26 protein-coding genes and 1 tRNA gene are annotated in these 22,950 nt (G+C 39.0%); 4 read left to right on the top strand and 23 right to left on the bottom strand.

The genetic code is table 11. The features are described 5' to 3' along the window. Positions 1–11 precede the first annotated feature (11 nt). Both bamG and RM549_RS06290 read right to left on the bottom strand, forming a co-directional pair. The gene (gene bamG, locus RM549_RS06295; RefSeq protein ID WP_311682890.1) at positions 12–1,250 is read right to left on the bottom strand and encodes a BamG family beta-barrel-assembly machinery protein; all 1,239 of its coding nucleotides are present in this window, start codon (positions 1,248–1,250) and stop codon (positions 12–14) included. Then, complete coding sequence (locus RM549_RS06290; protein WP_311682888.1) at positions 1,247–1,978, bottom strand: type III pantothenate kinase; 732 nt, start codon at positions 1,976–1,978, stop codon at positions 1,247–1,249. Before RM549_RS06290 ends, bamG begins: the two co-directional genes overlap by 4 nt. Before the next feature lie 101 nt (positions 1,979–2,079). Between RM549_RS06290 and RM549_RS06285 the strand changes: the two genes are divergently transcribed. The 3 genes from RM549_RS06285 (at position 2,080) to RM549_RS06275 (ending at position 4,437) form a co-directional block, all read left to right on the top strand. After that, positions 2,080–2,152 (top strand) — tRNA-Phe (locus tag RM549_RS06285). Between the two features lie 70 nt (positions 2,153–2,222). Beyond that, positions 2,223–3,521, top strand: a complete 1,299-nt coding sequence (locus RM549_RS06280) for a tyrosine-type recombinase/integrase (protein ID WP_311682886.1) — start codon at positions 2,223–2,225, stop codon at positions 3,519–3,521. Positions 3,522–3,663: 142 nt separating this feature from the next. Beyond that, complete coding sequence (locus RM549_RS06275; protein ID WP_311682884.1) at positions 3,664–4,437, top strand: class I SAM-dependent methyltransferase; 774 nt, start codon at positions 3,664–3,666, stop codon at positions 4,435–4,437. 38 nt (positions 4,438–4,475) lie between these two features. Here RM549_RS06275 and RM549_RS06270 read toward each other — a convergent pair whose 3' ends face one another. The 20 genes from RM549_RS06270 to RM549_RS06175 form a co-directional block, all read right to left on the bottom strand. Further along, positions 4,476–7,277: a zincin-like metallopeptidase domain-containing protein gene (locus tag RM549_RS06270; protein ID WP_311682882.1), complete on the bottom strand. Its 2,802-nt coding sequence runs from the start codon at positions 7,275–7,277 to the stop codon at positions 4,476–4,478. A 2-nt stretch (positions 7,278–7,279) separates the two neighbouring features. After that, positions 7,280–7,744 carry a hypothetical protein gene (locus RM549_RS06265; protein WP_311682880.1) on the bottom strand — a complete coding sequence of 155 codons (465 nt, stop codon included), beginning with the start codon at positions 7,742–7,744 and terminating at the stop codon, positions 7,280–7,282. 4 nt (positions 7,745–7,748) lie between these two features. Further along, positions 7,749–8,372 carry a hypothetical protein gene (locus RM549_RS06260; protein WP_311682878.1) on the bottom strand — a complete coding sequence of 208 codons (624 nt, stop codon included), beginning with the start codon at positions 8,370–8,372 and terminating at the stop codon, positions 7,749–7,751. Continuing rightward, complete coding sequence (locus tag RM549_RS06255; RefSeq protein ID WP_311682876.1) at positions 8,366–8,512, bottom strand: hypothetical protein; 147 nt, start codon at positions 8,510–8,512, stop codon at positions 8,366–8,368. The genes RM549_RS06260 and RM549_RS06255 overlap by 7 nt, the downstream gene beginning before the upstream one ends. Next, on the bottom strand, positions 8,493–8,783 hold the full coding sequence (locus RM549_RS06250) for a hypothetical protein (protein WP_311682874.1): 291 nt from the start codon (positions 8,781–8,783) through the stop codon (positions 8,493–8,495). The genes RM549_RS06255 and RM549_RS06250 overlap by 20 nt, the downstream gene beginning before the upstream one ends. 29 nt (positions 8,784–8,812) lie before the next feature. Further along, on the bottom strand, positions 8,813–9,463 hold the full coding sequence (locus RM549_RS06245; RefSeq protein WP_311682872.1) for a hypothetical protein: 651 nt from the start codon (positions 9,461–9,463) through the stop codon (positions 8,813–8,815). A 111-nt stretch (positions 9,464–9,574) separates the two neighbouring features. Continuing rightward, on the bottom strand, positions 9,575–9,844 hold the full coding sequence (locus tag RM549_RS06240; protein WP_311682871.1) for a hypothetical protein: 270 nt from the start codon (positions 9,842–9,844) through the stop codon (positions 9,575–9,577). A 38-nt stretch (positions 9,845–9,882) separates the two neighbouring features. Then, positions 9,883–11,097: a BNR-4 repeat-containing protein gene (locus tag RM549_RS06235; RefSeq protein WP_311682870.1), complete on the bottom strand. Its 1,215-nt coding sequence runs from the start codon at positions 11,095–11,097 to the stop codon at positions 9,883–9,885. 1 nt (position 11,098) lies between these two features. After that, on the bottom strand, positions 11,099–14,290 hold the full coding sequence (locus RM549_RS06230; RefSeq protein ID WP_311682869.1) for a fibronectin type III domain-containing protein: 3,192 nt from the start codon (positions 14,288–14,290) through the stop codon (positions 11,099–11,101). A gap of 86 nt (positions 14,291–14,376) precedes the next feature. Continuing rightward, on the bottom strand, positions 14,377–14,910 hold the full coding sequence (locus RM549_RS06225) for a transglycosylase SLT domain-containing protein (RefSeq protein WP_311682868.1): 534 nt from the start codon (positions 14,908–14,910) through the stop codon (positions 14,377–14,379). Further along, positions 14,910–15,266 (bottom strand): hypothetical protein, encoded by a 357-nt coding sequence (locus RM549_RS06220; protein ID WP_311682867.1) that lies wholly within the window; start codon positions 15,264–15,266, stop codon positions 14,910–14,912. The genes RM549_RS06225 and RM549_RS06220 overlap by 1 nt, the downstream gene beginning before the upstream one ends. 4 nt (positions 15,267–15,270) lie before the next feature. After that, positions 15,271–15,768, bottom strand: coding sequence for a hypothetical protein (locus tag RM549_RS06215; protein ID WP_311682866.1), 498 nt, complete (start codon positions 15,766–15,768; stop codon positions 15,271–15,273). Between the two features lie 2 nt (positions 15,769–15,770). Next, positions 15,771–15,956, bottom strand: a complete 186-nt coding sequence (locus RM549_RS06210) for a hypothetical protein (RefSeq protein WP_311682864.1) — start codon at positions 15,954–15,956, stop codon at positions 15,771–15,773. Continuing rightward, complete coding sequence (locus RM549_RS06205) at positions 15,928–16,773, bottom strand: hypothetical protein (protein WP_311682862.1); 846 nt, start codon at positions 16,771–16,773, stop codon at positions 15,928–15,930. Before RM549_RS06205 ends, RM549_RS06210 begins: the two co-directional genes overlap by 29 nt. A gap of 6 nt (positions 16,774–16,779) precedes the next feature. Further along, on the bottom strand, positions 16,780–17,058 hold the full coding sequence (locus tag RM549_RS06200; protein ID WP_311682860.1) for a hypothetical protein: 279 nt from the start codon (positions 17,056–17,058) through the stop codon (positions 16,780–16,782). Continuing rightward, the gene (locus RM549_RS06195) at positions 17,052–17,408 is read right to left on the bottom strand and encodes a hypothetical protein (protein ID WP_311682858.1); all 357 of its coding nucleotides are present in this window, start codon (positions 17,406–17,408) and stop codon (positions 17,052–17,054) included. The genes RM549_RS06200 and RM549_RS06195 overlap by 7 nt, the downstream gene beginning before the upstream one ends. A gap of 91 nt (positions 17,409–17,499) precedes the next feature. Further along, positions 17,500–18,099, bottom strand: a complete 600-nt coding sequence (locus RM549_RS06190; RefSeq protein WP_311682856.1) for a hypothetical protein — start codon at positions 18,097–18,099, stop codon at positions 17,500–17,502. A gap of 71 nt (positions 18,100–18,170) precedes the next feature. Continuing rightward, complete coding sequence (locus RM549_RS06185; RefSeq protein WP_311682854.1) at positions 18,171–18,653, bottom strand: hypothetical protein; 483 nt, start codon at positions 18,651–18,653, stop codon at positions 18,171–18,173. A gap of 56 nt (positions 18,654–18,709) precedes the next feature. Continuing rightward, a complete protein-coding gene (locus tag RM549_RS06180) occupies positions 18,710–19,381 on the bottom strand; it encodes a hypothetical protein (protein ID WP_311682852.1) in 672 nt (223 codons plus the stop codon). Then, positions 19,381–20,994 (bottom strand): hypothetical protein, encoded by a 1,614-nt coding sequence (locus tag RM549_RS06175; RefSeq protein ID WP_311682851.1) that lies wholly within the window; start codon positions 20,992–20,994, stop codon positions 19,381–19,383. Before RM549_RS06175 ends, RM549_RS06180 begins: the two co-directional genes overlap by 1 nt. Positions 20,995–21,242: 248 nt before the next feature. Here RM549_RS06175 and RM549_RS06170 point away from each other — a divergent pair, with 248 nt between their 5' ends. Further along, on the top strand, positions 21,243–21,629 hold the full coding sequence (locus RM549_RS06170) for a hypothetical protein (RefSeq protein WP_311682849.1): 387 nt from the start codon (positions 21,243–21,245) through the stop codon (positions 21,627–21,629). 587 nt (positions 21,630–22,216) lie between these two features. On the opposite strand, the gene RM549_RS06165 is transcribed toward RM549_RS06170, so the two are convergent. After that, a complete protein-coding gene (locus tag RM549_RS06165; protein ID WP_311682847.1) occupies positions 22,217–22,912 on the bottom strand; it encodes an SOS response-associated peptidase in 696 nt (231 codons plus the stop codon). Positions 22,913–22,950 lie beyond the last annotated feature (38 nt).

Raw genomic sequence — 22,950 nt, 5'->3', positions numbered from 1 at the left:
TATGTATTTGGTTAATTGAATCTTCTTCTTTCGAACCACTTATCATTTAAGGATAATCCTATTGACACCTTAAAATAATTTTCCTGTATTAATCCGGAATCTGTCGTACCGCGCTGTCCATACTCGATTCCAAGATTTAAATTAGAGAATTGGGCTCCTACAGGTAAGCCTACTCCAAAAGATATGCCAAACTCATCTATACTTTCATTGTTAAGGTGCAGTCCCGTCTCTTCATATCTAAAACCAGCACGGTAGACCGATCTTCCAAAATAACTTGTATAAGAATTAAACCGTGGAATAAAATATCCTCCTATTTTATATTGAGAAGCGTCTTTATAAACGGCACCATCTGTTGAAGCATTAATTAGAAAGGAGCTTTTTCCAATGCCGTTATACTCCCCTCCTATAAACCATTTTCTGGGGTCTCCAATTCCTGCACCAAATGTGTATTGCTCCGGAAGCGCAAAATCTGTATCAGCCACCTCTAAATTCCTTGCCTCTACAACGGCTTCACCTGTGGACAAAAGCGCCACTGTAGCCAGTTCCCTTTTATTTTCTGAAGAAAGATTTACTTCAGGAGCATAGGTTCCCGCCACATGCAATCTAAGGTTCTCAGAAAGCATTGCCTGATAATCTATACCAAAATTAAAATTAAATCCCTGTATATCGGATCTCCGGATATCCCTTGTTCCATATTGAATCTCTTCACGAACAACAATCCTCCTATTCTGAAAATTTCCGAAGTTATAATGGGCATCAACCCCTACACTAAAATTTTTATTTATCTGATATCCTGTTGTAAGGAAAACTTTATTCATTCCTCCCCTGCCGGTAAGCCTTCTTGACACATCGTCCTGAATATCCAGGATTCTATACCCCACAGAAGTATACGGCACCACACCTAAACCAAAACCCAAATTGTTTCCAACCGGTATACCTATTCCCAGGTAATCCAGTGAAGAAATTTTTGCATCACTTTCGGCACTATCAGACTGTAAATTAGTTCTTTCATGGCTTGCCCCCAAACTATAGGTGGTGAGTCTTAACCTTCCATAAGAAGCCGGGTTGCGTAAGTTTAAATGAATACTATCAGAAAAAATACTTAATCCTCCCATGGACCTGTTTTCAACAGTTCCCTTAAAATTGGTAAGTCCTAAACCGTAGTATGAGTAGGGAGAAGCTACGTTCTCCTGAGCGGACGTTAAAGCGGTAAATAGAATAGCGACGATTACCAGAAATCGTTTTATCATTGAGTCTTATTAAATTCTAAAATGTAGTTCAATCCTTCCAAGAGAAAATTCGAGTTGGCAAATATGCCATTTTTTAATCGCATTGACAAAAATTGCGTATCCCCACCTGTTAAAATAATTGTTAAATCTTCGTATTCAGTGGCGTACGCAGCTATTGTTCCATCGATTTCTAAAAGCAAACCATTTATCACCCCAGAGACAATAGAGGTCTCTGTAGAATTTCCGGTTAACTCAAATTTCCCCTCTGGTTTTAATAACGGTAATTTTGCTGTAAACTTGTGCAGTGCTTTAAATCTCATTTCCAATCCCGGGGAAATAGCTCCACCTAAATACTCCTCCTTAGCATTTTTAAAATCGTAGGTCACACAGGTACCGGCATCAATAACTAATGTATTTTTTGTCGGAAATTGGGCGGTAGCAGCTGCCACTAATGCAATCCTGTCTTTACCAAGGGAAGACGGAGTTGCATATTTATTTTTAAAAGGAAAAGATAATATGGGAGTGAGTTCTACCAATTTGGTGTGCTTTTGCAGTAGTTTTTTTTCTTCGGAAACAGAATTCACTACGCTGGAAAGTATTGAAGCCCCTATTTCTGGATACTGATTTAATATTTCCTGAAAAATTTTAAAAAAATCTGACAAAGGAAAAACCCATTTCTCCTGAAGGCTATTACCCTGAAAAACAGCCATTTTAACTGAAGTATTTCCTATATCTACTATTAAATTCATTGAAAAAATTTTGAAGCTGCTAAATTACAAAAGCATTTTTTCAATATTTCCTTTGTCAGTTAATAAAAATGAAATTATATTTGCCACCGCTTACAAGCACTGGTGCCTTAGCTCAGTTGGTAGAGCAAAGGACTGAAAATCCTTGTGTCCCTGGTTCGATTCCTGGAGGCACCACCGAAGCAGAAAGCCTGAAACCCCTTTATAACAAAGGGGTTTCTTTGTTTTTGGTAATATTCTTACCGGCATGAAAAAGCCGCAATTCGTAAGGATCGAGCCAACAAGCGAGCCAACTTTTTTTAAGATCGTATTGGATAAAAAACAGTATTCAGAGCCGCAATTGTACATTCCCACGGAAAAAATCAACGGAAAAGAAGTTGAAACTGTAAAGCCGGGAAAAAGGTGGTATGTCTGGTTTCTTTGGAGAAATCCCGAAACAGATAAACTGGATATTAAGATTAAACGGTACAAAGGATTAAACCGCTACAAAACCGTCAAAGAAAGAAAAGCTGTTGGTGCCGCAATGAAAAAGGCACTCTCAACTGCTTTAGAAAGAGGCTGGAACCCTCTTATAAAAGAATCTCCAACAACGGCCAAGCGGAGCGAATTAATGACGCTGGAAAAGGCTTTGGACTACGCCTTACAGCTCAGGAGTGCCAATAAAAAAGAAAGTACGGTTGCAGATTATCATGTAAGACTGGAATTCTTCAAGTCCTGGGCAAAGAAAAAAGGATATTTAGGAATTCAGGTTCATAAATTTCAGCTAGAAAATTTTTACGAGTATTACGATTTTCTTTTACTGGAGCACAAAACCAAAAAAGGAACCGGCCTCAGTAATTCATCCATCGAGAACCATAAACGCCTGCTATCCTCCCTTTTTACCCAGCTGAAAAATAAAAGGATCATTGACCACAATTTTATAAAGGATATTCCCAAGCTCGACGTCGAGCCGCAGCAAAACACTCCTTTCACTCCAAACGAAATCAGGAAAATTAAAAAATACCTGGAGAAACATGATCCTTACATGCTCAACTTCATTCCGTTTATGACCCAATGCCTATTGCGGCCACGTGAAGCAATGCGTTTAAGAATTAAGGATCTTAACACGGAAGATTTTATTCTACGCGTTGAAACAAAAACAGAAGCCCTGGCCACGGTGAAAATCGGGGAAAAGATTAAACCTGTGATTGAGAGAATGGACCTTAAAACATTCCCTCCTACCTATGATGTTTTTACTCCGGAAAACAAACCGGGGATCTGGAACAGTAAACTTAATAGTAAAGTCGGCTATATTGGGAAACGATTTGCACCAGTAAAAGAAGCCTTGGGATTTGGAGAAGAATACGGATTGTACAGCTTTAGGCATTCGGCTATTGCTAACCTTCAGGAGAATTTAGATAAATTAGGTTATTCGGAAATTGAAATAGTACATAAAATTATGCCGATCACCAGGCACAAGACCGAAAAAGCTGTTAAGACTTATCTCCGGAACCTCAAAAAATTTATGCCTAAAGATCATAGCGAAATTTCTACGCTGGAAATTTAAACCTGGTGATCATCCAACGCCATTTTTAACGATCCTGGCCAACAACGTTATTTTTAGCGTTGTCAGCTGTAATAAAGTTTTTTGTAGTTTGCACAGTGAATTCAAAAATTTATCAATGGCTCTATTGGACCAAGTGAAAAAGATGATCGACACCGTACTTCCATATAAACGAAGAAGAAAGATTAGAAATTATTTAGTCAGGAAAAATCTTGAAGTTACGGGAGTAAAATGTCCTATCTGTAAGAATCAGTTTAAAAAGTTCAAACCTTTCGGATTACGGACTAGGGAGAATGCCAACTGTCCTTCCTGCTGGAGTTTAGAACGGCATCGACTTTTATATTTGTTTCTGAGTAAAAACAATTTACTTTTTAATAGTTCTAAAAGAGTTAACCTACTCCATATAGCCCCAGAGAAATCCCTTTATAATATCTTTAAAAAGTCAGAAAATATAAATTATAGTCCTTTAGATCTTGATCCTACCCAATATCATTTTCTAAAAGGTCCTGAAATTATTCAAGGAAACATCACAAACTTGCCGTTTGAAAATATTCATTTTGATTTTATACTCTGCAATCATGTCTTAGAACATATTCCAGATGACGCAAAGGCGATGAGTGAACTTTTAAGAGTGATGAAAAAGGGAGGTAAGGGAATTTTTCTTGTCCCTATAGATGAAAAACGAACAGAAACCTATGAAGATTTTTCCATAACTAAACCAGAAGACCGTGAAAAAGCTTTCGGTCAAAAAGATCATGTGAGGTGGTACGGCCAAGATTATCCTTTTCGACTAGAAAAGGCCGGATTTAAAGTGTCTGTTATTGATTATGCAAAGGAATTTTCAAGCAGAAAAAGATTTAAATATGGAATAATGACTGATGAAAAAATTTTTTTAGTAGAAAAAAAGAATGATTTATAGCTAATAAAAAAAGCCCCGGACAATGCGGGGCTTTTCTTCTAATCAATTGGGGTAATTATCAACTCACCGGGATCAAATTCCGGAACTCTACTATTTGTTGATGAACTTTCTTCTACTTCTTCGAAATGTACATCTGAAACATCTGCTGTGGTTTCATTTGAAATAAGAGCACGATTATAAATGCTAAATTTCAATTCTGAAGGCGGAATACTGTTGTACCGGTTTTTGTCCGGATAAATGTAGTTCTCCTTATAATTATCAAATTTTTCCGTAAACAAAACTATATCTACATCAAATTGAGATTTGGAACCGCCGCGCATTTTTCCATCACTGGTTAGTTGAAAAATGAATATGAACAGTTTTCCATCATATTTTTTTCTGAAGTCCTGATCTACCTGAACATTCTTATCCATTTCCCGGAGTTTTTCAAAACTATCAATCACGATAACATCGTTATTCCGGATAAGCTTTTCAATATCGCTCATAGAATTAATGTCCGGAGAATCAATATTGCCAAAATTTTCAGGATCAATATATTCTACGGCTTTGTCGGTGTACAAACCACTTTCCGGATGTTCTTCCATAGAAGCATGTCCTACCTTATAATTCTTCGCAAAGGCATTAATTAACTGAAATGCAAATCGAGTTTTTCCCGCGCCCTGGGGAGCGGTGATACTTATACCTACACTTTCTTTTTCCTTAATTTCAACCTGACCGAGAAATTTAGCAATGTCTGGATCTTCTATTTTGTAATATTCAATAGCCCGGTTCAGATTCCGTTGCATTCGAGCGGCCAAACTATTAGGATTTCCAACTGGTACCGGCTTTTCTTCTACCACTGTTGGAACGGGTTTTGCCGGCAATGGTTTTGACTCCTGGATTACTGGTTTTTCCTGAACAACGGCGGGCAACGGCTTTTCTTCTTCCCGTTGCGGAACCGGTGCAACGGCTTCAGTTTGTACCGGTGCTTTTAGCCCTTTTTTTTTCCTGATCCTTTTTTTTGCCCTGGAACCAAAAAGGCCTAACTGACTTTTCGCCTCCTTCTTACTGAATAGCGTTTTTTTGTATTCTTCCCGGATTCCTTCAGCTTCTTTAATGGTCATCTTTCCGAAAACCTCCTGAAGATCCTTTAGAATTTCCTCATAGAATTCCTGGAAGTTTTTATAATCTACAAAGCTGCCGGCATTCATCCCTATGGCTTTCCAATTATAATCACCTTCTAATTCTTTTCCTTCCGGCTTGACCTTCATTTCTAATTCGAGTCCGGCAACATCCTTGTAATTCAATTTGTACATCCGTTCCCATTCTTTCGGGCTGACCTGATCTGATTCGTAACTGATAATTTCAAATCCGATTTTACGCAGGCCTTTTTCGAATTCAGTTTTCGTTTTCGCCTGGATCTTTGCTTTCTTCTGTTCCTCCAGAAGATCATTTGTTGTGGGTTTTACAGATTTTTTGGTACCAGGTTTCTTTTTAGCCGGTTTCCTCTTTTTCGGTTTTTCCGGAGCTGGTTTTTCTTCCTTCTTCAATTCACTTTTAAGTGAACTAAAATATGCCGGCACACCTTCTTTATCCCTATCCAGAATAAAATCTGAAGCGGCCTGAGCCTGACTTGCTGCCCGGAAGAAAAAGCGGTTATCTTCTTCCATGTTTTTTACCAGGCGGCTATTCCAGCCTTTTAGATATTTTGCACTGTTGTCCCTGGTTTCAAACAAGATTCCACTTTCGGCACAAAGGTAAACTGCGCCCATTTCCGCAATTAATTCTTCAAAAGCATAGCCCTTTGTTCCTTTGCCGCCTTTCATATCCCGATCAACTCTTTTATGATGGCCGGTACTATGCACCATTTCATGAAAGAGCGTACTATAATAACCAAAAACCTTCTTGAAGCTTTCTTTGTTTGGCATCTGGATATAATCGACTGCTGGGGTATAATAAGCACGTCCGCCACCATGGTTAATCTTCGGAGCCTTTGGCATCGCATCGATAATAGCATCGGCACTTTCAATTTTTTCGACTTCAGTGCGTTTTGGCGGTTCCGGTATTTCCCACTCCACACCCTCCACATCTTCAGCTGAAAAAACATTATAATATTTCAGGATCGGGATGGCATTTTGAGCAGCAATACTTTCAGGAGAAAAACTATTCAGCAAACCGATTTTACTACGATTTTTCTTTAACCAATTCACCATTTTTGGAAAACTGTACGTTCCAAAACTTAATTCTGGTTCTGCTTGCTCATATTTGTAAAGCCTGGTAAAATAGACAATTCGGGTTCCTTTACTTCCTTTTTTGAGGGTTCCGCCAGATTCTTTGATCTGGTTAAAAGTCAAGAAGAAAGGATTGGTAAACTTTCTGGGGACCATGACTATTTTACCTCCTACCAATTTTTCCTCAAAATTCAGCAAGAAATAATTAATACCGCGATACTTCTTTTTTGTCTTCCAGTTTAGGGCTTCACTCCCATTCGCCAGGCTACTTTCCTTCCATTCTTTTTGCCAGGGAAGGTGCCCAACTTCTTTAATAGTGTTAAGCATTAAATCTGTGATGTACTGGTAAATTTCATCTGGAGAAACGGCTTTTTCCAAACCTTCATAATCTTCGTCCGGAAGAAGGCATTCCAGACCGCCTAAACATTCTTCCGGAAGACGGTCAATTTCCTTCTGAGATAGCGTAATATCAAACTCTTCATCATCGGGATTTTCCCGAAGTAACTTTTCGAGCTTTGCGGAAATTACTTTTTGCCCCTGCAAATCGGCTGCAACGGCTATTCTTTTGAGTTTTGTTCTATCTGCAACGGTGCCGTTGAGTCCGTTGAATTGTTCTACTGCTGAATTCATACTTAGGCGTTTACTGTGAATGATTTCCCGAAGGCTTGAATATCTGCGGAAATTTTCAACTTGTCTGTGTCCTGGGCAATTTCCAGTACCTCAGAAAAACTATTGCCAATATTGGCAAGGGAGAGCTGCACGGGGATATTTTGTATTTCCCTGGAGGAATTAGCCGGTAGTGAAATATCTGAAATATTGGCTTTGGCAGTTCCTAATTTCTTTCCGGACAACGTGTAAAAATGAATATTCTTAATAGTGATAAGATTACCAGGCACGGTAACAGCGGTAGCCGTAGGATTCACAATTTCGACGTTGACTTTTAGCGTTCCCTGAAGCGGGTTATGAATTTTGACATTTTTCAGGTTAAATTCCATTCGATCTGCTACCTCCCGGTATTCATCGTATTTCCCTTTTCCGAAATAACTAAAACCTGTAATCGCAAGTGCGCCTACACTAAGTATTGTTTTTATGTTCATGATGTTATAATTTTATATGAATTTGGACCCGGACACCAAACGGATTTCTTTGATGAAATTCCATTTGCGCTATAAATGGCCGGAAATTATAATAGCCGGAAACCGTAGCACCGAAATTTCCTTTGATATAAGTTAATCCTCCCGATATATCTTCTATTCCGAACATTGGAGTATAGCTGATAGCTGGAGAAACAAAAAAACCACCGGCTTGCCTGGTAGTTTGTTTTGTGGTTTCTATCGTCCGTTCCAGGTGATCTATGGAAGTTTTAAGATCCAGCTTCAGAATTCTTCCTTCGCTTAAAATATCACTATAAATTGTCGCATTATCGAAATGCGTTGTGTCCTGGTACCGAAAAGCCGGCTTTACTTTTTCCTTTTCTTCAGGAGAAAGCTTTTCCGGTTCCGGAACCACTTCTACATGATCCCGGTTTTCTATAACTGAAACTTTTTCAGGTTTACGATCCTTAATAGCTGAATTACTGGAGCTATCTACTTCAGTAATAATTTTCTCAGTAATTTTAGTTTCAATAACTGTGTCCGGCTTTTTTTCTCCCTGGCATCCATCCAGGAGAAGTAAAACCACCAGAAAAGCAATAATAAAATGCTCTGTCTTGATTTTATCTAACATGGTACCGAATTTTGTTTTTCCTTTTCTTTCCGGAAGAATTCATTTTTCTGATCATCTATGATTTCCAGAAGTGCACGCATCTTTTTACGTTGCCTGCGGTATTTCTCTACGTAAGAAAGGTTAGTTGTGTCTGCTGCCATGGCGGTGTGTATTAAGTGCACTTACCTGGGCAACCAGGGTTTCATATTTTGTGGCCATGGTAACAGCGTCTCGGGTTCCTTCCCTAAGATCCTGTAGATGTTCTTTTACAATGGCGTCAATTTTGGCGTCCTTATCCTTCAAATCATCCTTCAGGATCTTATTTTGCCAGACCTGGTAAGCACCAAAGGCAATAAGAAGGCCAAAACCGCTAACTTCTTTTATGGATAGCAACTGTACGGCATCTGAGGCCGATTGAAATAATAATACCATAGGGCGGGGGCTTTTTGCGGTTTCTACTATTAGTGGTGTCTAGGGCTGCGGTCATAACCTGGCTCTTCTTCCATATACTCCTGCATCTGACGTACATCGCGGCCCAATTGATACTTTGAGACTGCAAACCAAAGCATACGAGCTTCTACAGTACCGGTCTGCCCACGTGTTTGCAAGTCATACATTAGGTTTTTATCGACTTCTATACTAATCGTATATTCTCGATCAACAGCTAAAACATAACCGAAGGGATTAATCTCTGGATTTACTGAAATTTTAAAATTTTTGCCGCCGGCAGATGAAGTGATTTTTGCACTTTCACCATTGATAAAAACAACTCTAAACAATGTGGTAATGGTGTCAATATCCGTTTCCTTATTTAACGGATCTAAAACCTTTCTCTGAATTTCGTTTAGATCTTCCTGAAGCTGTTTTTCAAAAGCCTTAACTTCCGGTTGCTGATCTGTTAATTCAGCTGCTTCCTTAGCGGCTCCGGAATATTTGTTTTCTTCCATGAATTTCAGAACGGCATTGACCGCAGCGGGTGAAGCTCCAGGAACTTCAGTTAAACTGTTTGTAAAAGCAATATCTGCTTTCTCGAATGGTTGATCAAAACGGTTTTCTTCCTGAGCAAAAGCACTGAAGGAAAGGAGTAATAAAAATAATGGGAATTTTTTCATGATGAATGATTAAGGGATTGATGAATGATGATGAAATTTTGATTCAAGGATCTTAACGCCAAAAATGACGTTCCTCGAGCAACGCCAAAAAAAGCGCTACTGCAGAACTTTTTACCAGTGCAGAATAATGTGAATGATAAGAACCGGAAAAACCAGGAGCATAAAATTCCTGTAATTAAGTTCCCCGGTAATATCGTGCATGTAGTGTTCTTTCCCTGCTGCGATTACGCTAACGGCGATAACTGCCAAAAATGAGGTAACGTCCCCGAACCAGCATAAGAGCAGGAAGAAGATTGCCAGTATCGAGCCATAAAGCAGCTGTTTTTTCCAATTTTCATTTTCGATGATTTGTAGGATTTTTGGTTTTTGTGATGTTGACATGATTGATGATGAATTAAATGAATGATTTTTTGTTAAACCTAAACAGTTTTAGCTATTAAGCTGATATCATAATCTGTGAAGGTGGTATACCTATTGTTTTTGAGCCAAAGCAAATTATTTTTAGGAGCTGTACAGGAAATAGGTCTCCAATTATCTACTTCTGAATTAAAAGTAATTTGCTCAATTTTTCTGCTTCCTGTTTTATTAAGGTCTACTTTGTGAATTTCTAAAATTCCGCCCACTTGTTTTGGCATCCAAATTATATCTGGATTTGAAGCATCAAACCGTGATGCACCTGAATAACCTTTTTCTCCGGAATACATATATCCACTCATAGTTTCTGCTATGAAAGTTTTTTCCCAACTTCCATTAATGAATTCAGCAAAGTATAAATGCTTCACAAAAAAATCTGCTATAAAAGCATCAGGATATAATATATATAAGACTCTTGGGTTCCTGTTTTTGGTGGTTACATCTAAAATCCAAGAACTATCATTCCTTGTAGGTTGGTTTACTGTTGTTGCATTTTCAGAAGCAAAGGGAACAGGTATTACTTCTCCTGTTGTTTGGTGAAAAGTTTCTGTTATTAAGTCAAAATAGAAGTGGCAAGTATGCAGATTTAAATCAGAATTAAAATTGGGATGACCGGAAGAACCGACAAAATGAACCTTATCTCCGTCCTGGCTACTTATTAGATACGCTTTTCTGTTGTTGTTATCATAGAACAGAACTGGTGATCCAAAGGTTTCCCCACCATCAGTAGATTTAATGTATCTCCAGTAATGCCCGGTTCTGTAAAATAAAAATATATTTCCATTGGTAGACTGATAAGGTGAAGGATAAGTATAAGTCCCTCCAGGATTCAGAATATTTTCTTCGCCCCACTCTAAACCGCTTAAAGGATTTGTACTAATTCTATACCTTATAGCAGCTCCATTATGCTCAGAATAAAAAGCAATTAGTCTTTTATCGCTTGATCGAATTAAAATTTGCGCTTGGTTATGATCATCTTTCTCGTAGACTGTACCCACTCTAACAGGAGTATATGTATTATTGATTAGATCAAATTCCGTAACGTGCTGTGTTGTGCCTTCTAAAATATCTCTTGTAGAACCTACCCAATATTTATTAGCTTCTTCAGAAAATACAATATTTGGACGACCAAACCAAGTATAAGCAAGTGTTTCTCCTACTTCTGTAACTTGTATCATTTCTCCATACTCAGTAAAAAGAGCGTGTATAAAAGGATTCATATTAGTAGGTTTCGTTCATTATACTTCTTATTACAGCTTCTTTTGCTTCCAAATCACTACCAAAGGCAAGATATTTCAAAGTTGTTATACCATTAGTTGTTGTGAGAGTTCCGTTTTCGTTATATCCGAAAATATAAAGTTCAGCATTAGGTAAATTACCAATATTTGGGTTTTTTGAACCAACATTTTCGCCATCTTTATATATATTAAAACTAGTTCCTGTAGTTGCTAAATGCCAATGCCCATTTAATGCTGCTTGAGATTCTAGAACTACATTCGGCCCATTTTCTAATAATCTACACATCATAGTATTCTGAGGTGTATTACCAATAAGTATTTGATTATCATTAACTGTATCTCTAGCCCCCATAATCCAACTTTGATCGTAAGGATCTGGTACAATTACATTCATTATTAAGCTTCCACTTATCTGGGATAATTTATTTGCATGAAGAGAAGGATTAAATGCTGTTCTAAAATGTTTCCCGTTTCCTCCGGTAAAACCAACTCCACTTACCCATGTAGGTTGATGAATATCTGGATTAGGTTCTTCCCCCACAGGTGAAGTTTTTGTAAATGTCCCTGGATTTTTAGCATTTATTCGATAAAAGTTAGTATCAAATGATGTTGGTTCATAAACAGCTCCACCAAAGTATAGGACATCTAGTTCATCCCATACTTCTTCAGTTTTTAAATTAATTATTTTTTGATTGTCTATTAATTTTTGTTCATCTGTAGGCAATACATATCCATTTTGATCAGCATGATTAAGCCAAGCCTGATATTCTGAAGTATATAAAGAAGCAGGTTCAGTAGTAATAAGTAAAACATCACTTGGATCAGATTCATTACCGTCTAAATCAATAGCCGTTACAGAAACACTATAGTCAGTCTCTGCAATTAAATTTTCCACTAATAAAGAATTAGTAGAAGTTGAAATTACAATTTCATTATTATCTGAAAGGCTTACCCGTTTTACATTATAACTTTCTACTCCAACATTATCTATAGATTCATCCCAATTAAGTTGCATAGATGAATCTGTTACGGCTGATGAAGTAAGATTTTGGGGTACTGTAGGTGCCTCTGTGTCGAAATAATCAAATATCCTGTTAACTATTCTGATATCGGTATCTGTGATACATAATGCTGATAACTCATTAACTTTTAAAGGAGAAGGAGATATTGCAGGACCTGAATAATTCCATTGTGCAGGAATAGATCCAACCAAATCCCCTTTTATTCGGACTGTAGCAAAACTCCAAATTTTCTTAACAGCACTTGCTGTAATATTAACCAGATCCCCAGCCGCGTAATCTTTATATGCAACATTTTTACCTTCAGAAAGATCTAATTCCCCTGTGAAATCTCTACGTGCTGGATCATTAGTAGAATTCCCTTTAATATCGTTGATTTCCTCTTGGGTTAGCTTCCTGTAATCTTCTAAAGTTCCATTGAGCGTGCCTAAATATTCATAATACCAGGTTCCGGCTTCCACTGTAGGATCTTCACTCGCATCAGTTACTTTTACAATATCTCCTTGAAGCTGGTTGCCCTGGTCAGCAATCATTTCTGAAATAGTAGCCTTCGTAATTGTTGCCGCTCCTGATCCAGAACCTAAATCAGCTTTATTTAAGAAAGGTTTTAAGTCGGAACCAAGAACAAGAGCATTATTCGGGTCCCAGGAAACACCTTCATCTCCTTGAAAACAAATAATTTCATCACGTTCAGTGATATAGAATTTCTTCCTGAACATATATGAATCTACAAATCTGTTCATTCCAAAGTAATCTTTACAAAACACGGTCTGCGGATCTTGAAGGATAAATTCTTCTAATTCCTGGTTGTACTCAAAAGTGTCGTAAAAATCTTCTTTAGGCCAAAAAATATAATCTGTCAGTCCAGAGAAATAAACATCAGAGAAATAAGCATCTTTTTGAGATCTGGCAGCAAAACCCACTCTACTTGCAACGGAAAAGCCCTCTAGTTGTGGAAAATCAGCTAAATTTAATTCTATTAAAGTAGCATCATCAATTACATCCGAACCGAATTGAGATGTTTTAATTTGAAAAGTATCTCCGGCTCTAACTACAGAAACCCGTGTTGGCCCATAGGTATTCCAACCTCCTGAACCACCAACAGGATAAGGCGCTAAGTGAGTACCATCTATAATTGTTTCTTCAGTAGTTTGAGAAAAGTTATATATCAGGCTATAAGAATAATCCCCCTGCCCTGAATTCTCTATCATACACCTCACAACGGATAATGTATGTTCATAGCCTGTTTTTGGATCTGTCCAAAAAGCAATAACTAAAGCCATAAAATCATCATCTGCATTCGGAGAGGACATTGTAGCTTCAAAATTGTAATAAGCGAATTCGCGCGGTGAAATAAAGCCCGTGCATGGATGATAATTTTTATTTAAGTAAATCCTTTCATTTACTGGATCATATCCCCATGCCGTTTGTCTGTAAAATTCTTCAGAAGTCAAACTTACTGCATCACCATCATTTGGATTTAATGCAGGAAAACTTGAAGGGGAAACATCTCCATAAGTTCTATCTCCTGGATTATGACTACCGGAATAATGAGAAAACATATCCCATCTCTTAAAAACTTCCTCTAAATTAATCCCGGCACTACTGGCTACTTCAAATTCCCGCTGGGTTTGAACAATAATTCCCCGCTTTAACAGATAATCAGGAATCACTTTATTCGTTCCATGTTCAGTGATAAAATACTGCTGATCCTTCCGACCTTTAGGAAGTTCTTTTGATTTTGGGGCAAATGGAATTTCGGTTTCAGGATTAACTTTCTCCCACTTGTTTATATCTCCATTATAGAAGAAGTAAGCATTCTCCAGATTAACAAATCTATGTTGCTGATCTTCCAGATCTTTTTCCGGAAGGGCTTGAAGCTCTTGTAGATCATTAACCGGATCTGCATAGATTTTCGGCTTGGAGGGAGAAACCACTTCCTCAGTTACCGGCGCCCAGGTATTGTTGCCGGCATTATAGTAGTAATAGGAGTTTTCCTCGCGAACAAAACGCCGTTGCTGATCTTTAACAGCTTCAGGTTTTGCGGCGGTTAGTTCATTGAGTTCCGTAATATTATAAACAGGCGAAGCGTACTGAATATTTGTATTATTCACTACACTTCCTTTCCCAACTTTATCTACTATTAATCCTGGCATTTACTTTTTCTTTAGTTTAGAATTTTCGCTTTCACTTTGCACAAGTGCATAACCGGCGGCCACTATTCCGGCCACTAACAATAGGTTTAGCGCGCCGTTTTTTTTTTAAACTCGTTGATCCAGTTAGAAGGGATCTTACGTAGCATTACCTGCTCAATTTCGCCCTTGGTGATCTTTAAATCTTTGTTTACGTCAAAAGCCGGGTTACTTTTTGCAATAGCTCTAATCCTGGAATCTGAAGTTCCTAAAACAAAATTGGAAGGCTTTCCAACAGCTACCGGATAGAAAGTTGTTAGGTATAGATCTGTATAGCTATTTAGCTTAGATCTGTACCTGGCATAATACCTATACACCCATTCCAACTGATCAACTGCGGACATTTGCGCCAATTGTTCAACTGTGGTTCCAAGATCAATTGCGGTATCACGCATAAACTGGATTAGGCCTGTAGCACTTGAAAGAGGGTTCTTGACAGAAGGAGAAAAGGTCCTTGCACTTTCCCAATTCATGATTGCCATCAACCAGTTTGGGTTAATTCCCAATCTGGAGCTAACTTCCTGCACTTTTGCAATAAAAGGAGCTCTGTAGCTCGACGGTACATTTTCTTCGTATATAAGCATTACAAAGTGACTTTCTTAGGTTCTGATCCCACACTCATTAAGATCAAAAGTCCTACTGTGGCTCCTATTGCCGGCCACAAATATTTCGGCGTTTCTTTGGGGTTTGATTGTACTACTACTTCTGGCATAGCTTCAATATTCATTTCAAGGGTTACGACTGGAGGAATATTCTCCAGGGAAAATACTTTGGGCTTTCTCCCAACAAAACTGATCCTTACCTGATCTTCAGGATTCCCGGTAAGCATGGCAAACCCGGTTGAGTTTGCCACGGCACCGTTCTGGCTAGATATAGAAGCATGCGCCTTGTACAGCGGACTTCCAAATTCATCTACTATTTTAAATTGCCTGGTGATCATAGTTCTAGGTGCCAACGCCCACGCTGAGCAGGTTAGGAATTGTTTTTTCTATGGCTTTAATTTCTTCCGTAGAAAGTTCATTTGTAAGCCAGGTAATTAAATGATGCTTATCGCTCGTTAAAGGATCGCCTTCATTTCCCCAAAATTTGGAGTACTGCCGGCGGCCAAAGGCTTCATACACTTTTACAAAGTCATTGTAGCTTAGATCGGTTAAAGCCTCGTAAATAGCTTCTTCATCAGTTCCGCTTATAACCATTGCCGCATAAAGGCGATCTGCAATTGATAAAGCCTGAACCTGGTTAATGGTGCTCTTATCGTAATTGGGATTTTCATTAAGTTTCGGCGGTTCGTCCTTTTTCAGGTACTTGTAGCCGACGTAAGCCACACCGCCAATAACCACAATCCCCAAAACAGGAATTGCATATTTCGCTACTTTGGATTGTGTTTTGCCAACGATCGGAATTGCAGATAAAGCCATAGATGATAAGATTAGAGGTATCATGTTTAGATAAAAGTTTGGAGCATTGCCCAATTCTCGTTGAGCATTGCACGGGCTTTTCCGCTTCTGGCCATTTCTTCAAGCCTGGTAATTTCCTGAAGCGTTAAATTGTTGGCCATAAAACTTAAAGCCTTAGTTTTTTTTATTTCTTCTTCGGGCGTACTACCCGTTACCAGTACCGTTGCTGCCATTCTTTATTATTTTGTGATCCTGTAATAGTTTGATATAATCATTGATAAATTTTTGATTTCCCTGCAATGCCTGGGAAAGTAGATGATACACACCGGTGGCGTGTTCATCGTTAAGCTCTCTGTTATTGGAAATAAGATCTACAACCATGCTTTTTACATCCGACAATTGCGGAGCTTGTGGCTGAGGGCTGTTTAATCCCGGCTGTCCGTTTGATTTTAGCGAAGCAATACCTCCTAAAATAGCCTGTGGGTTTTGAGCAAATGCTTCCAGTAATTTATCTACTGCTGAAGGTTTGGATTGTTTTTCTACATCATTCTCCAACTTCATGTTCTCACGCTCTAAACGCTTATTATCGGCCTCCAGTTCAGCATTTCTTTTCTTCAGTTCTTCAGCCAATTCCTTAACATCTGTAAAGCGGTCTGCCTGGCTTCGCATACTCATGATTTCCGGGAAACCTAATCCCGCAATTGAGCCGTTAAGCCCTTGTGAAGCATTTCCAAAGAGTTGCGGCGTGGCAGCCGGCTGAGCCTGACCACCACTTGCAGCAACGTTCTTCTTATCTATGGCAAAGTTTAATCCGCAGCCTTCCCTTCTCCAGGAAGAACCATTTTTGATTTTCCGTTGTACCTGTACAGCTCTGATTCCTTTTTCTGCCAGGGCTAAAAAATAATCCCTGGGGGCATCAAACTTTTGAAGGTCCTCGTAACTCAAACACTTGTCTACCTCCTTTTCGGTATCCACGTTAAAGACTTCCAGACGGTTAAGATCGTTCCGGCTTAACCATTCTATTATTTCTGCTATATTTTGCTTTGCCATAATTTATTATTCGCAGTTATCAATTGGGCTTCCGTAGTAACACAAAAGGTCCCTTGCATTTTTATTTTCTCCCTGGAATACTATCGGAAACTCCCCTTCCATCACCATTCCATGAACACCGGCTAAAAAGGATTCGCCCGGCTTCACTACAGTATGGTACACACGAACATTCTCAGGACCAAAGTTGTAGAATGTTGGTTCTATCATTCCTTTGATGCTGAAGGTGGTATCTTCAGTAATCTTTTTAAAGCCCAGGTGAGCCTTTTTTAGTCCGTTGTCTAGCATGTGGTGTCGTCTTTTATGATCCCGAATACTACTTGTACAGGAAGATCTGCACCCAATGCAGTATCGGTGAACAAAACAGCCTTCACAGTGGAACCACCTTTATATTCAATGGGCTTAAAACCATCCAAATATTTCCCGGCATTGCTTTTTTTCCAAAAATCCAGATCCATAGCCGCAGAAACAGTATTACCGTTTTCCATGAGCTCCAGATTCACGACTTTATCTTTATTTCCGCTAAAAGAGGCCGCCGAAACAATGCGATCCCCTTGATTAAGGGAAATTTCTTTTTCCGCTAATGTTTGCCCTGTTTTAAGGGTAACATTAAGGGTTTTCCATTCTACTTTTTTCATTTTGTTGTATTTGAGGTGAGAATTAAAAAAGCCCTGAACCCATATAGCGGCCAGGGCTTTTCACACTATTTAACCAACCAAATTTTTATTTTTAGGCTTTTCTGGAAGTTTTGAAACCTTGCAGTCTAACTTCCATGTAAACGAATTTACCGGCAGCAGAAGGAGCTAAAACTTTTCCGTTAGGTAGTCTTAGGTACCAGTCCATAGGCTGATCGTCTACCAGGTAGTTGAAGCCTTCTAAATCGTGGTAATAATCTTCTGGAGATCCAGGAGAAATTGCTTTTACAACATCTGCCAAAGGAAGATCTACTACTTCGCGGCCATTTTGTGTAATTACAATACTAGAATTCCTGGCAATTGCCGGAGCTTTAGAAGCTGTGTAATCTACAGTTCCTTCTTCTCCCTGTGCATCTGCTTCACCAAAACCAATAGCGATCTTATCAAAGATTTGTGCCTGGTTCTTCGGAAGTTTTGTTTCACTAATAGAAGAAACACCGTCTACTTTCTTCGTGTTTTCGTCAATGATCCTGATTTGACCACCGGCGTTGGTAACTTCTTTTCTCACAAATACGGTATGACGGGTAAGCCTTACCTGTTCGCTATTAATAAGCTGCGCCAATTCGTTTGAAAAAGCATATGCAACGGCAATAAGAAAAGCTGCTGCGCTTAAAAGTTTTTCTCTATTTTTCATTTTGATGTTCGTTTTTGATTAATGAATGATTGTTGATGAATGATGATTTATAAATGGATAAAAATTGGTTGCTAAAACATTCCTGATACTTCGCGTTGCGGAGCTTCAGAATACAATGCGGCGATACGTGGCGTTGGTCTTTCAGAAGAAATATCGTCGAAATTGATCACCGGTGCAGCATTAAGAGCACGCACATGATTGTCGCAATCTGGACAGGCAAGACCTACCATCCCGGCAACAAACTTGTTGGCAGTAGTAGTACTTTCGTCTACAGGTTGCATTTCTTTTTCTGCAAATTCCTTGATCATTTCTGTTCCCTGGCGAATAGCCATCCCAACAAGAAGGAATTTTACAAGGTTATCACTTGAACTGGTACCCTTAACGGCAGCAGCTCCCAATAATCCAGCTGCGGCAATACCACCACGAGCATAGATCTTTTGCTCATCCGGCACAAGGGTAACAATACCACCGGACAAAGCACCGCCAGCAATTGCGCCACCAAAGGAAACCGCATTACTACTGACTGTTTTAGAAGTTATTTTTCCGAACTTCATAGATTTAGATTTAAAGATTAATTATTAATTTACTTGTGTCCGTTACTGCTGCTTTTTTACTTTTTAGAGGCTGCGCTCCAGGCAATGATGCCAAAAGCCGCCGTGAATACCCAGGGCAAATATTGCGGTACCCGCGTTTGCACTGGTTGTTCCTGATTTTCTGAATTTTCTACTGCCACGTTGTTAAAGTTTATGAGGTTAACAATGATGTTTTTTTTCTGCCACTGGTAAGGTTCAGGTGTAGAACCTTCAAAAAAATTTGCCTGGATGGAAACCCATTCCCTACCGGTAAATTCACTACCATAAGTGTTAAGGGCTACCTCATAAGCTGTAACTACTGCCTTAGCTGCTATTTCACAAATCGCTGCTTTTTGCAGGGCTACATTCTCCAGGCTGGAAATAATTTCGAAATTCGCTTGCTGCGCATAATAAGCACGGGCAACTTCCAAAGCTTCTATAACCTGGTTTAGTTCCTGCGTGAAATCATTGGCCGTTAAAACCTTGAAGTCATCTGCCACGGTCAACCTAGCGGTTAAGCTTGAAAACCAACTGGAGAAGATCTTGTTAAACCAAATCTCCATATCTTCTGAAGCTGAAACGTCCAGAATATTAGCATCGGCCTTATACGTGGTTTCGATATCCCCTTCTAAAACAATTTTAAGGGCATCGGCTACCGGTCCTATTGCGGCAACTTCCAATCTTCGTACTATGGCAGAAATACAGCTCATTACTTCTTCGCTTTTTTTGCAGGTTTACTTGCTGGCTTATCTGTTGCACCTTTCTTCATCATTGGAAGAAGAAAAGGCATTGCGGCAAGGGTAATTCCCCCTATAATGATTCCGGTATTGCTCGATTTCTTAGCCGTTGATCCGCCGTTGCCATCTGTTGAACCGCCGTTGTTACTTCCCGTTGGCTGGTAATTGTTGGTATAATCGTTAGAATAATCATTACCGGTAGTAGGGGTTGTGGGTTTCTGTGGAGTGTAAGAACCTTTTTGAGTAATCGCCGTAACCTGTGGATAACTCACCGGGAAATTAGCGGCACCGCCGATCCCGATTTTAAAATCGTTGAATGCAAATACTGCATTTCCGTTAACGGTTTTCTTGGAAAAACTAAAAGCCGGACTGTTGAGCACGCTTAAAAAATGATCTCTAATCCCTTCCGCAAATTTTGCAATTACCTCATGACCTTTTATGGTACATTTTGCCCAGCTGGTATTTTTTGTCATATCCCGGTACAATGCCGCAAGTTTATGACTGCCTTCCAGGGCAAGGTTAAGATTCCGCATTAAATCATCATTACCTGAAGGATTGGATAATCTTTGGGAAATTTGCTCAAAGTAAGGTTGTATAGATTCGGTAATAATTCCCTGTGATTCTTGTGGAGAACTAGCTGCATTCCAGCAGGAAAAATCCATACCATTTGCAAAGACAGCTAAGAAGGTGTCACCAACAAAATCTGCCGGTAGCATATCCATTAACTTCTTTCCAGCTGTTAATGCGGTACCTGTAGCCACAAATCCTAAACCTTCTTCATTTTTGAATTTTAAAACGAATAATTTCCCGTTGATGGAAATCCCGTCTTTATGGAAACGGAACTTAGGATCACGTCCCTTGGAAGTGTATTTATTCACTTCCTGTCTAATGGCATTTACCTGGGCTACGGGTACACCATTTTCAATTAAGTGATCGCAAAACTTGTTGAAGTTTGCTATGACTCGCGCCGCGCGCTCATCTTGTGGCGCATTAAGGCCCACATGTTGTAATTTTTGCATTGGAATGTCTGCTTTTTCAATGAATTCGACTTCAGTATTTTGATGACGCGTAGCATCGATCACAAACGTTGGTGCATTTTCTGAATAGGTTTCTTTGTTTTGATCCTGGTAAACCACTACATATACATGTGTGAATTCTTCGGGGTAGAAATACGGCTGCCTAACCTGACGGATAGCGTGTTTAATCCCTAGATTGGAAAGAATGGAAGAAGCGAAAACAGAAAAACTTTTACAGTCGGTCCCGTTTTTTCGCTGTAACCACGTACAAGCCGGAGAGCGCAGCTGTTGTAGTGCGCCATCGGCTGTATATTGTACATGGTCATACAAGAACTTATAGATGTTAGCAATAGTTTCCTGTAATGATTGGCCTTCCAGAACAAGGGCTAATTTTGCAGTTTGCCAGCGGTATTTTTCAACCCAGGCACGCATTTGATCAACGGTAAAAAAAGTGTCACCCTCACCAAGTGGGGTGCTCTCGCATTTAACCGCGGGCATAAGTTTCTCGTACTCTTTACCGCTACGCAATTGGCGCTTTAATGCCGTTGATATGTCTTGTTTTCCAGCCATTTAATTTCGAAGTTTCACAACTTTGAGATTTTTAGAGACTGCTAAGATGGGAAGGTGAAAATGAGAAGGCGACGAATTCCGCCGAATTGCGACGAACTTTTGCCGAATTTCTTTTAAAAAGTTTTATTTGGTTTTATTTAACCTTTTTTGGGAAAATTTAAGAAAAGAAGGTTTTATTCCGTCGAAAATCGTTGAATTTCGACGAATTCGGTTTTATTTTGTTAATTGTATATCCTGTAAATAGCTGAATGGCCTCTTATCCTCCATTAATAAAAAGAAAATGCAGTGATTTCTTTGCTGCGGACCTCATTGGTAATGACCTGGCGGAATTTTCTTTTGATTACCTTTTTTCCGGAACCAGGAATGGTGAAATTATTGAGTTGGTTGTACTAACCTGGATCATTGATGTAGATGATCACCTTTTTATACGGTACTGCAACTACATGGGCTCAGCGGCAAGGTGGAAAGAAGTTTTTGAAAGTCAACTTAAATCACAAATGGTAGATCTGAGCGTGGGATCTGCCTTTATAAAAAGTTCGCTTCGTTTTTTTGAAGTGGATAATTCCCACTACAGGACTATGGAGAAATTTGAAAAGGAGTTCCTAGAACTAAAGGCTAAATTGAATAAGGATTAAAAAAGCCGTTGCAATGAATCGGCAACGGCTTTTTTAATCATCGGTGGTAACTACGCATCCTCAAAAAACATGTCACACTTTAAATCAATTACCTTTTATAGATTTACACCACTAATAACAGGAAACCTTTAAACCTTGATTTACAGAGTTATGGATGCGGATAAATTTACACTTATAAGCGCTAATATTACCTCTACGTTAAAAACTTTGTTGAAAAGCTTTCTAGAATAAAATTATTGAAGTTGAAAAGGAGCATTACTTTTACCATGTGTTTTGAGACACTAAAAAAGCCGGCAAGTTTGGAGACCTCCGGCTTTTGATAAAACGATTGTTGAACCGCTTTAAATCTTACTACGATGCAAGATTATATTATTTTATTATTGATCTATCTGATCATTAAAGGGCGCTAAGCGCCAAGTATCTAAGGTGAATAATAGTACCCTTAGCTTTGTTTTAACCCGCCTGATAAATCAGGTGGGTTTTTTCTTGTAATTTGGTTACAAATATATATCAAAATGCATCAAATTGCGTCAAAGTACGTCAAAAACTTCCGGCAGTTGTTAAAGGCTAAATTTGGATAAGGAAATTTAATCGACCGGCTCCAAAGTTCCCGGTACATTCAAATTTGCGTCCCTGGTGTAGAAATCCCTTCTTACTGTATGGGCAAAGAAATCTTCTTTAGTGAAACCATTGTCCATTAGTTCCTGGACATTTTTTTCATTCAGAGAAGGGTTTAACCACTCCCCCTCAAAATCTTCATCTAAAACAAGAGGCATCCGTTTTTTTCTATTGTGGATCTCCGCAAAAAAATCGTTAGCCTCTGTAGTAATTAGGCCTACTGTCCAGTAATCAGAATCAATTTCTGTGTAAATCCCTGCAAAAGTGAAAAGTTTCCTTTCCTCCAGGTAACAATATTTTGGAATTGCACCTTTTACACCAGGCTCATAATGCGGTTCAAAAAAACCGTCTGCTATAATAAGACAACGTTTGTTTTTAATAGATCCCTTAAAAGATTTGCTGGTGAAAACATTTTCTTTCTTCGCGTTCCAATTTTTGTACTTGGAATTTCTGTGCTTTTCCAGATCGTGGACCCAAAAAGGCACAAGCCCCCACTCCATCGGGAAAATTTCTGAAGGATCTTCCTGGGGAATGCAGAACAAATTAGGATAGGTATAAGCGCTTCTATGGTAGTACGGCTCATACAGCAACGGCACTTTCATAGTAGAACTAAAGCGTTGTTCTATTTGCCTGGTGGTTTTGGTAAGAGAGGTTTCGTAGCACATTTTTTTATTTTAAAAAAGAGTTCAGATAAAGTATTTAT

The organism is Autumnicola patrickiae (genome assembly GCF_031846525.1).
Classification (GTDB): Bacteria; Bacteroidota; Bacteroidia; order Flavobacteriales; family Flavobacteriaceae; genus Autumnicola; species Autumnicola patrickiae.
The sequence above is the reverse complement of the archived record's forward strand: the minus strand, read 5'-3'. Positions and strand labels throughout refer to the sequence as shown.

Excerpts from the sequence above, each read along its gene's own strand:
- bamG (WP_311682890.1), bottom strand. The coding sequence starts at position 1,250 with ATGATAAAACGATTTCTGGTAATCGTCGCTATTCTATTTACCGCTTTA.
- RM549_RS06290 (WP_311682888.1), bottom strand. The coding sequence starts at position 1,978 with ATGAATTTAATAGTAGATATAGGAAATACTTCAGTTAAAATGGCTGTT.
- RM549_RS06280 (WP_311682886.1), top strand. The coding sequence starts at position 2,223 with ATGAAAAAGCCGCAATTCGTAAGGATCGAGCCAACAAGCGAGCCAACT.
- RM549_RS06275 (WP_311682884.1), top strand. The coding sequence starts at position 3,664 with ATGATCGACACCGTACTTCCATATAAACGAAGAAGAAAGATTAGAAAT.
- RM549_RS06270 (WP_311682882.1), bottom strand. The coding sequence starts at position 7,277 with ATGAATTCAGCAGTAGAACAATTCAACGGACTCAACGGCACCGTTGCA.
- RM549_RS06265 (WP_311682880.1), bottom strand. The coding sequence starts at position 7,744 with ATGAACATAAAAACAATACTTAGTGTAGGCGCACTTGCGATTACAGGT.
- RM549_RS06260 (WP_311682878.1), bottom strand. The coding sequence starts at position 8,372 with ATGTTAGATAAAATCAAGACAGAGCATTTTATTATTGCTTTTCTGGTG.
- RM549_RS06255 (WP_311682876.1), bottom strand. The coding sequence starts at position 8,512 with ATGGCAGCAGACACAACTAACCTTTCTTACGTAGAGAAATACCGCAGG.
- RM549_RS06250 (WP_311682874.1), bottom strand. The coding sequence starts at position 8,783 with ATGGTATTATTATTTCAATCGGCCTCAGATGCCGTACAGTTGCTATCC.
- RM549_RS06245 (WP_311682872.1), bottom strand. The coding sequence starts at position 9,463 with ATGAAAAAATTCCCATTATTTTTATTACTCCTTTCCTTCAGTGCTTTT.
- RM549_RS06240 (WP_311682871.1), bottom strand. The coding sequence starts at position 9,844 with ATGTCAACATCACAAAAACCAAAAATCCTACAAATCATCGAAAATGAA.
- RM549_RS06235 (WP_311682870.1), bottom strand. The coding sequence starts at position 11,097 with ATGAATCCTTTTATACACGCTCTTTTTACTGAGTATGGAGAAATGATA.
- RM549_RS06230 (WP_311682869.1), bottom strand. The coding sequence starts at position 14,290 with ATGCCAGGATTAATAGTAGATAAAGTTGGGAAAGGAAGTGTAGTGAAT.
- RM549_RS06225 (WP_311682868.1), bottom strand. The coding sequence starts at position 14,910 with ATGCTTATATACGAAGAAAATGTACCGTCGAGCTACAGAGCTCCTTTT.
- RM549_RS06220 (WP_311682867.1), bottom strand. The coding sequence starts at position 15,266 with ATGATCACCAGGCAATTTAAAATAGTAGATGAATTTGGAAGTCCGCTG.
- RM549_RS06215 (WP_311682866.1), bottom strand. The coding sequence starts at position 15,768 with ATGATACCTCTAATCTTATCATCTATGGCTTTATCTGCAATTCCGATC.
- RM549_RS06210 (WP_311682864.1), bottom strand. The coding sequence starts at position 15,956 with ATGGCAGCAACGGTACTGGTAACGGGTAGTACGCCCGAAGAAGAAATA.
- RM549_RS06205 (WP_311682862.1), bottom strand. The coding sequence starts at position 16,773 with ATGGCAAAGCAAAATATAGCAGAAATAATAGAATGGTTAAGCCGGAAC.
- RM549_RS06200 (WP_311682860.1), bottom strand. The coding sequence starts at position 17,058 with ATGCTAGACAACGGACTAAAAAAGGCTCACCTGGGCTTTAAAAAGATT.
- RM549_RS06195 (WP_311682858.1), bottom strand. The coding sequence starts at position 17,408 with ATGAAAAAAGTAGAATGGAAAACCCTTAATGTTACCCTTAAAACAGGG.
- RM549_RS06190 (WP_311682856.1), bottom strand. The coding sequence starts at position 18,099 with ATGAAAAATAGAGAAAAACTTTTAAGCGCAGCAGCTTTTCTTATTGCC.
- RM549_RS06185 (WP_311682854.1), bottom strand. The coding sequence starts at position 18,653 with ATGAAGTTCGGAAAAATAACTTCTAAAACAGTCAGTAGTAATGCGGTT.
- RM549_RS06180 (WP_311682852.1), bottom strand. The coding sequence starts at position 19,381 with ATGAGCTGTATTTCTGCCATAGTACGAAGATTGGAAGTTGCCGCAATA.
- RM549_RS06175 (WP_311682851.1), bottom strand. The coding sequence starts at position 20,994 with ATGGCTGGAAAACAAGACATATCAACGGCATTAAAGCGCCAATTGCGT.
- RM549_RS06170 (WP_311682849.1), top strand. The coding sequence starts at position 21,243 with ATGGCCTCTTATCCTCCATTAATAAAAAGAAAATGCAGTGATTTCTTT.
- RM549_RS06165 (WP_311682847.1), bottom strand. The coding sequence starts at position 22,912 with ATGTGCTACGAAACCTCTCTTACCAAAACCACCAGGCAAATAGAACAA.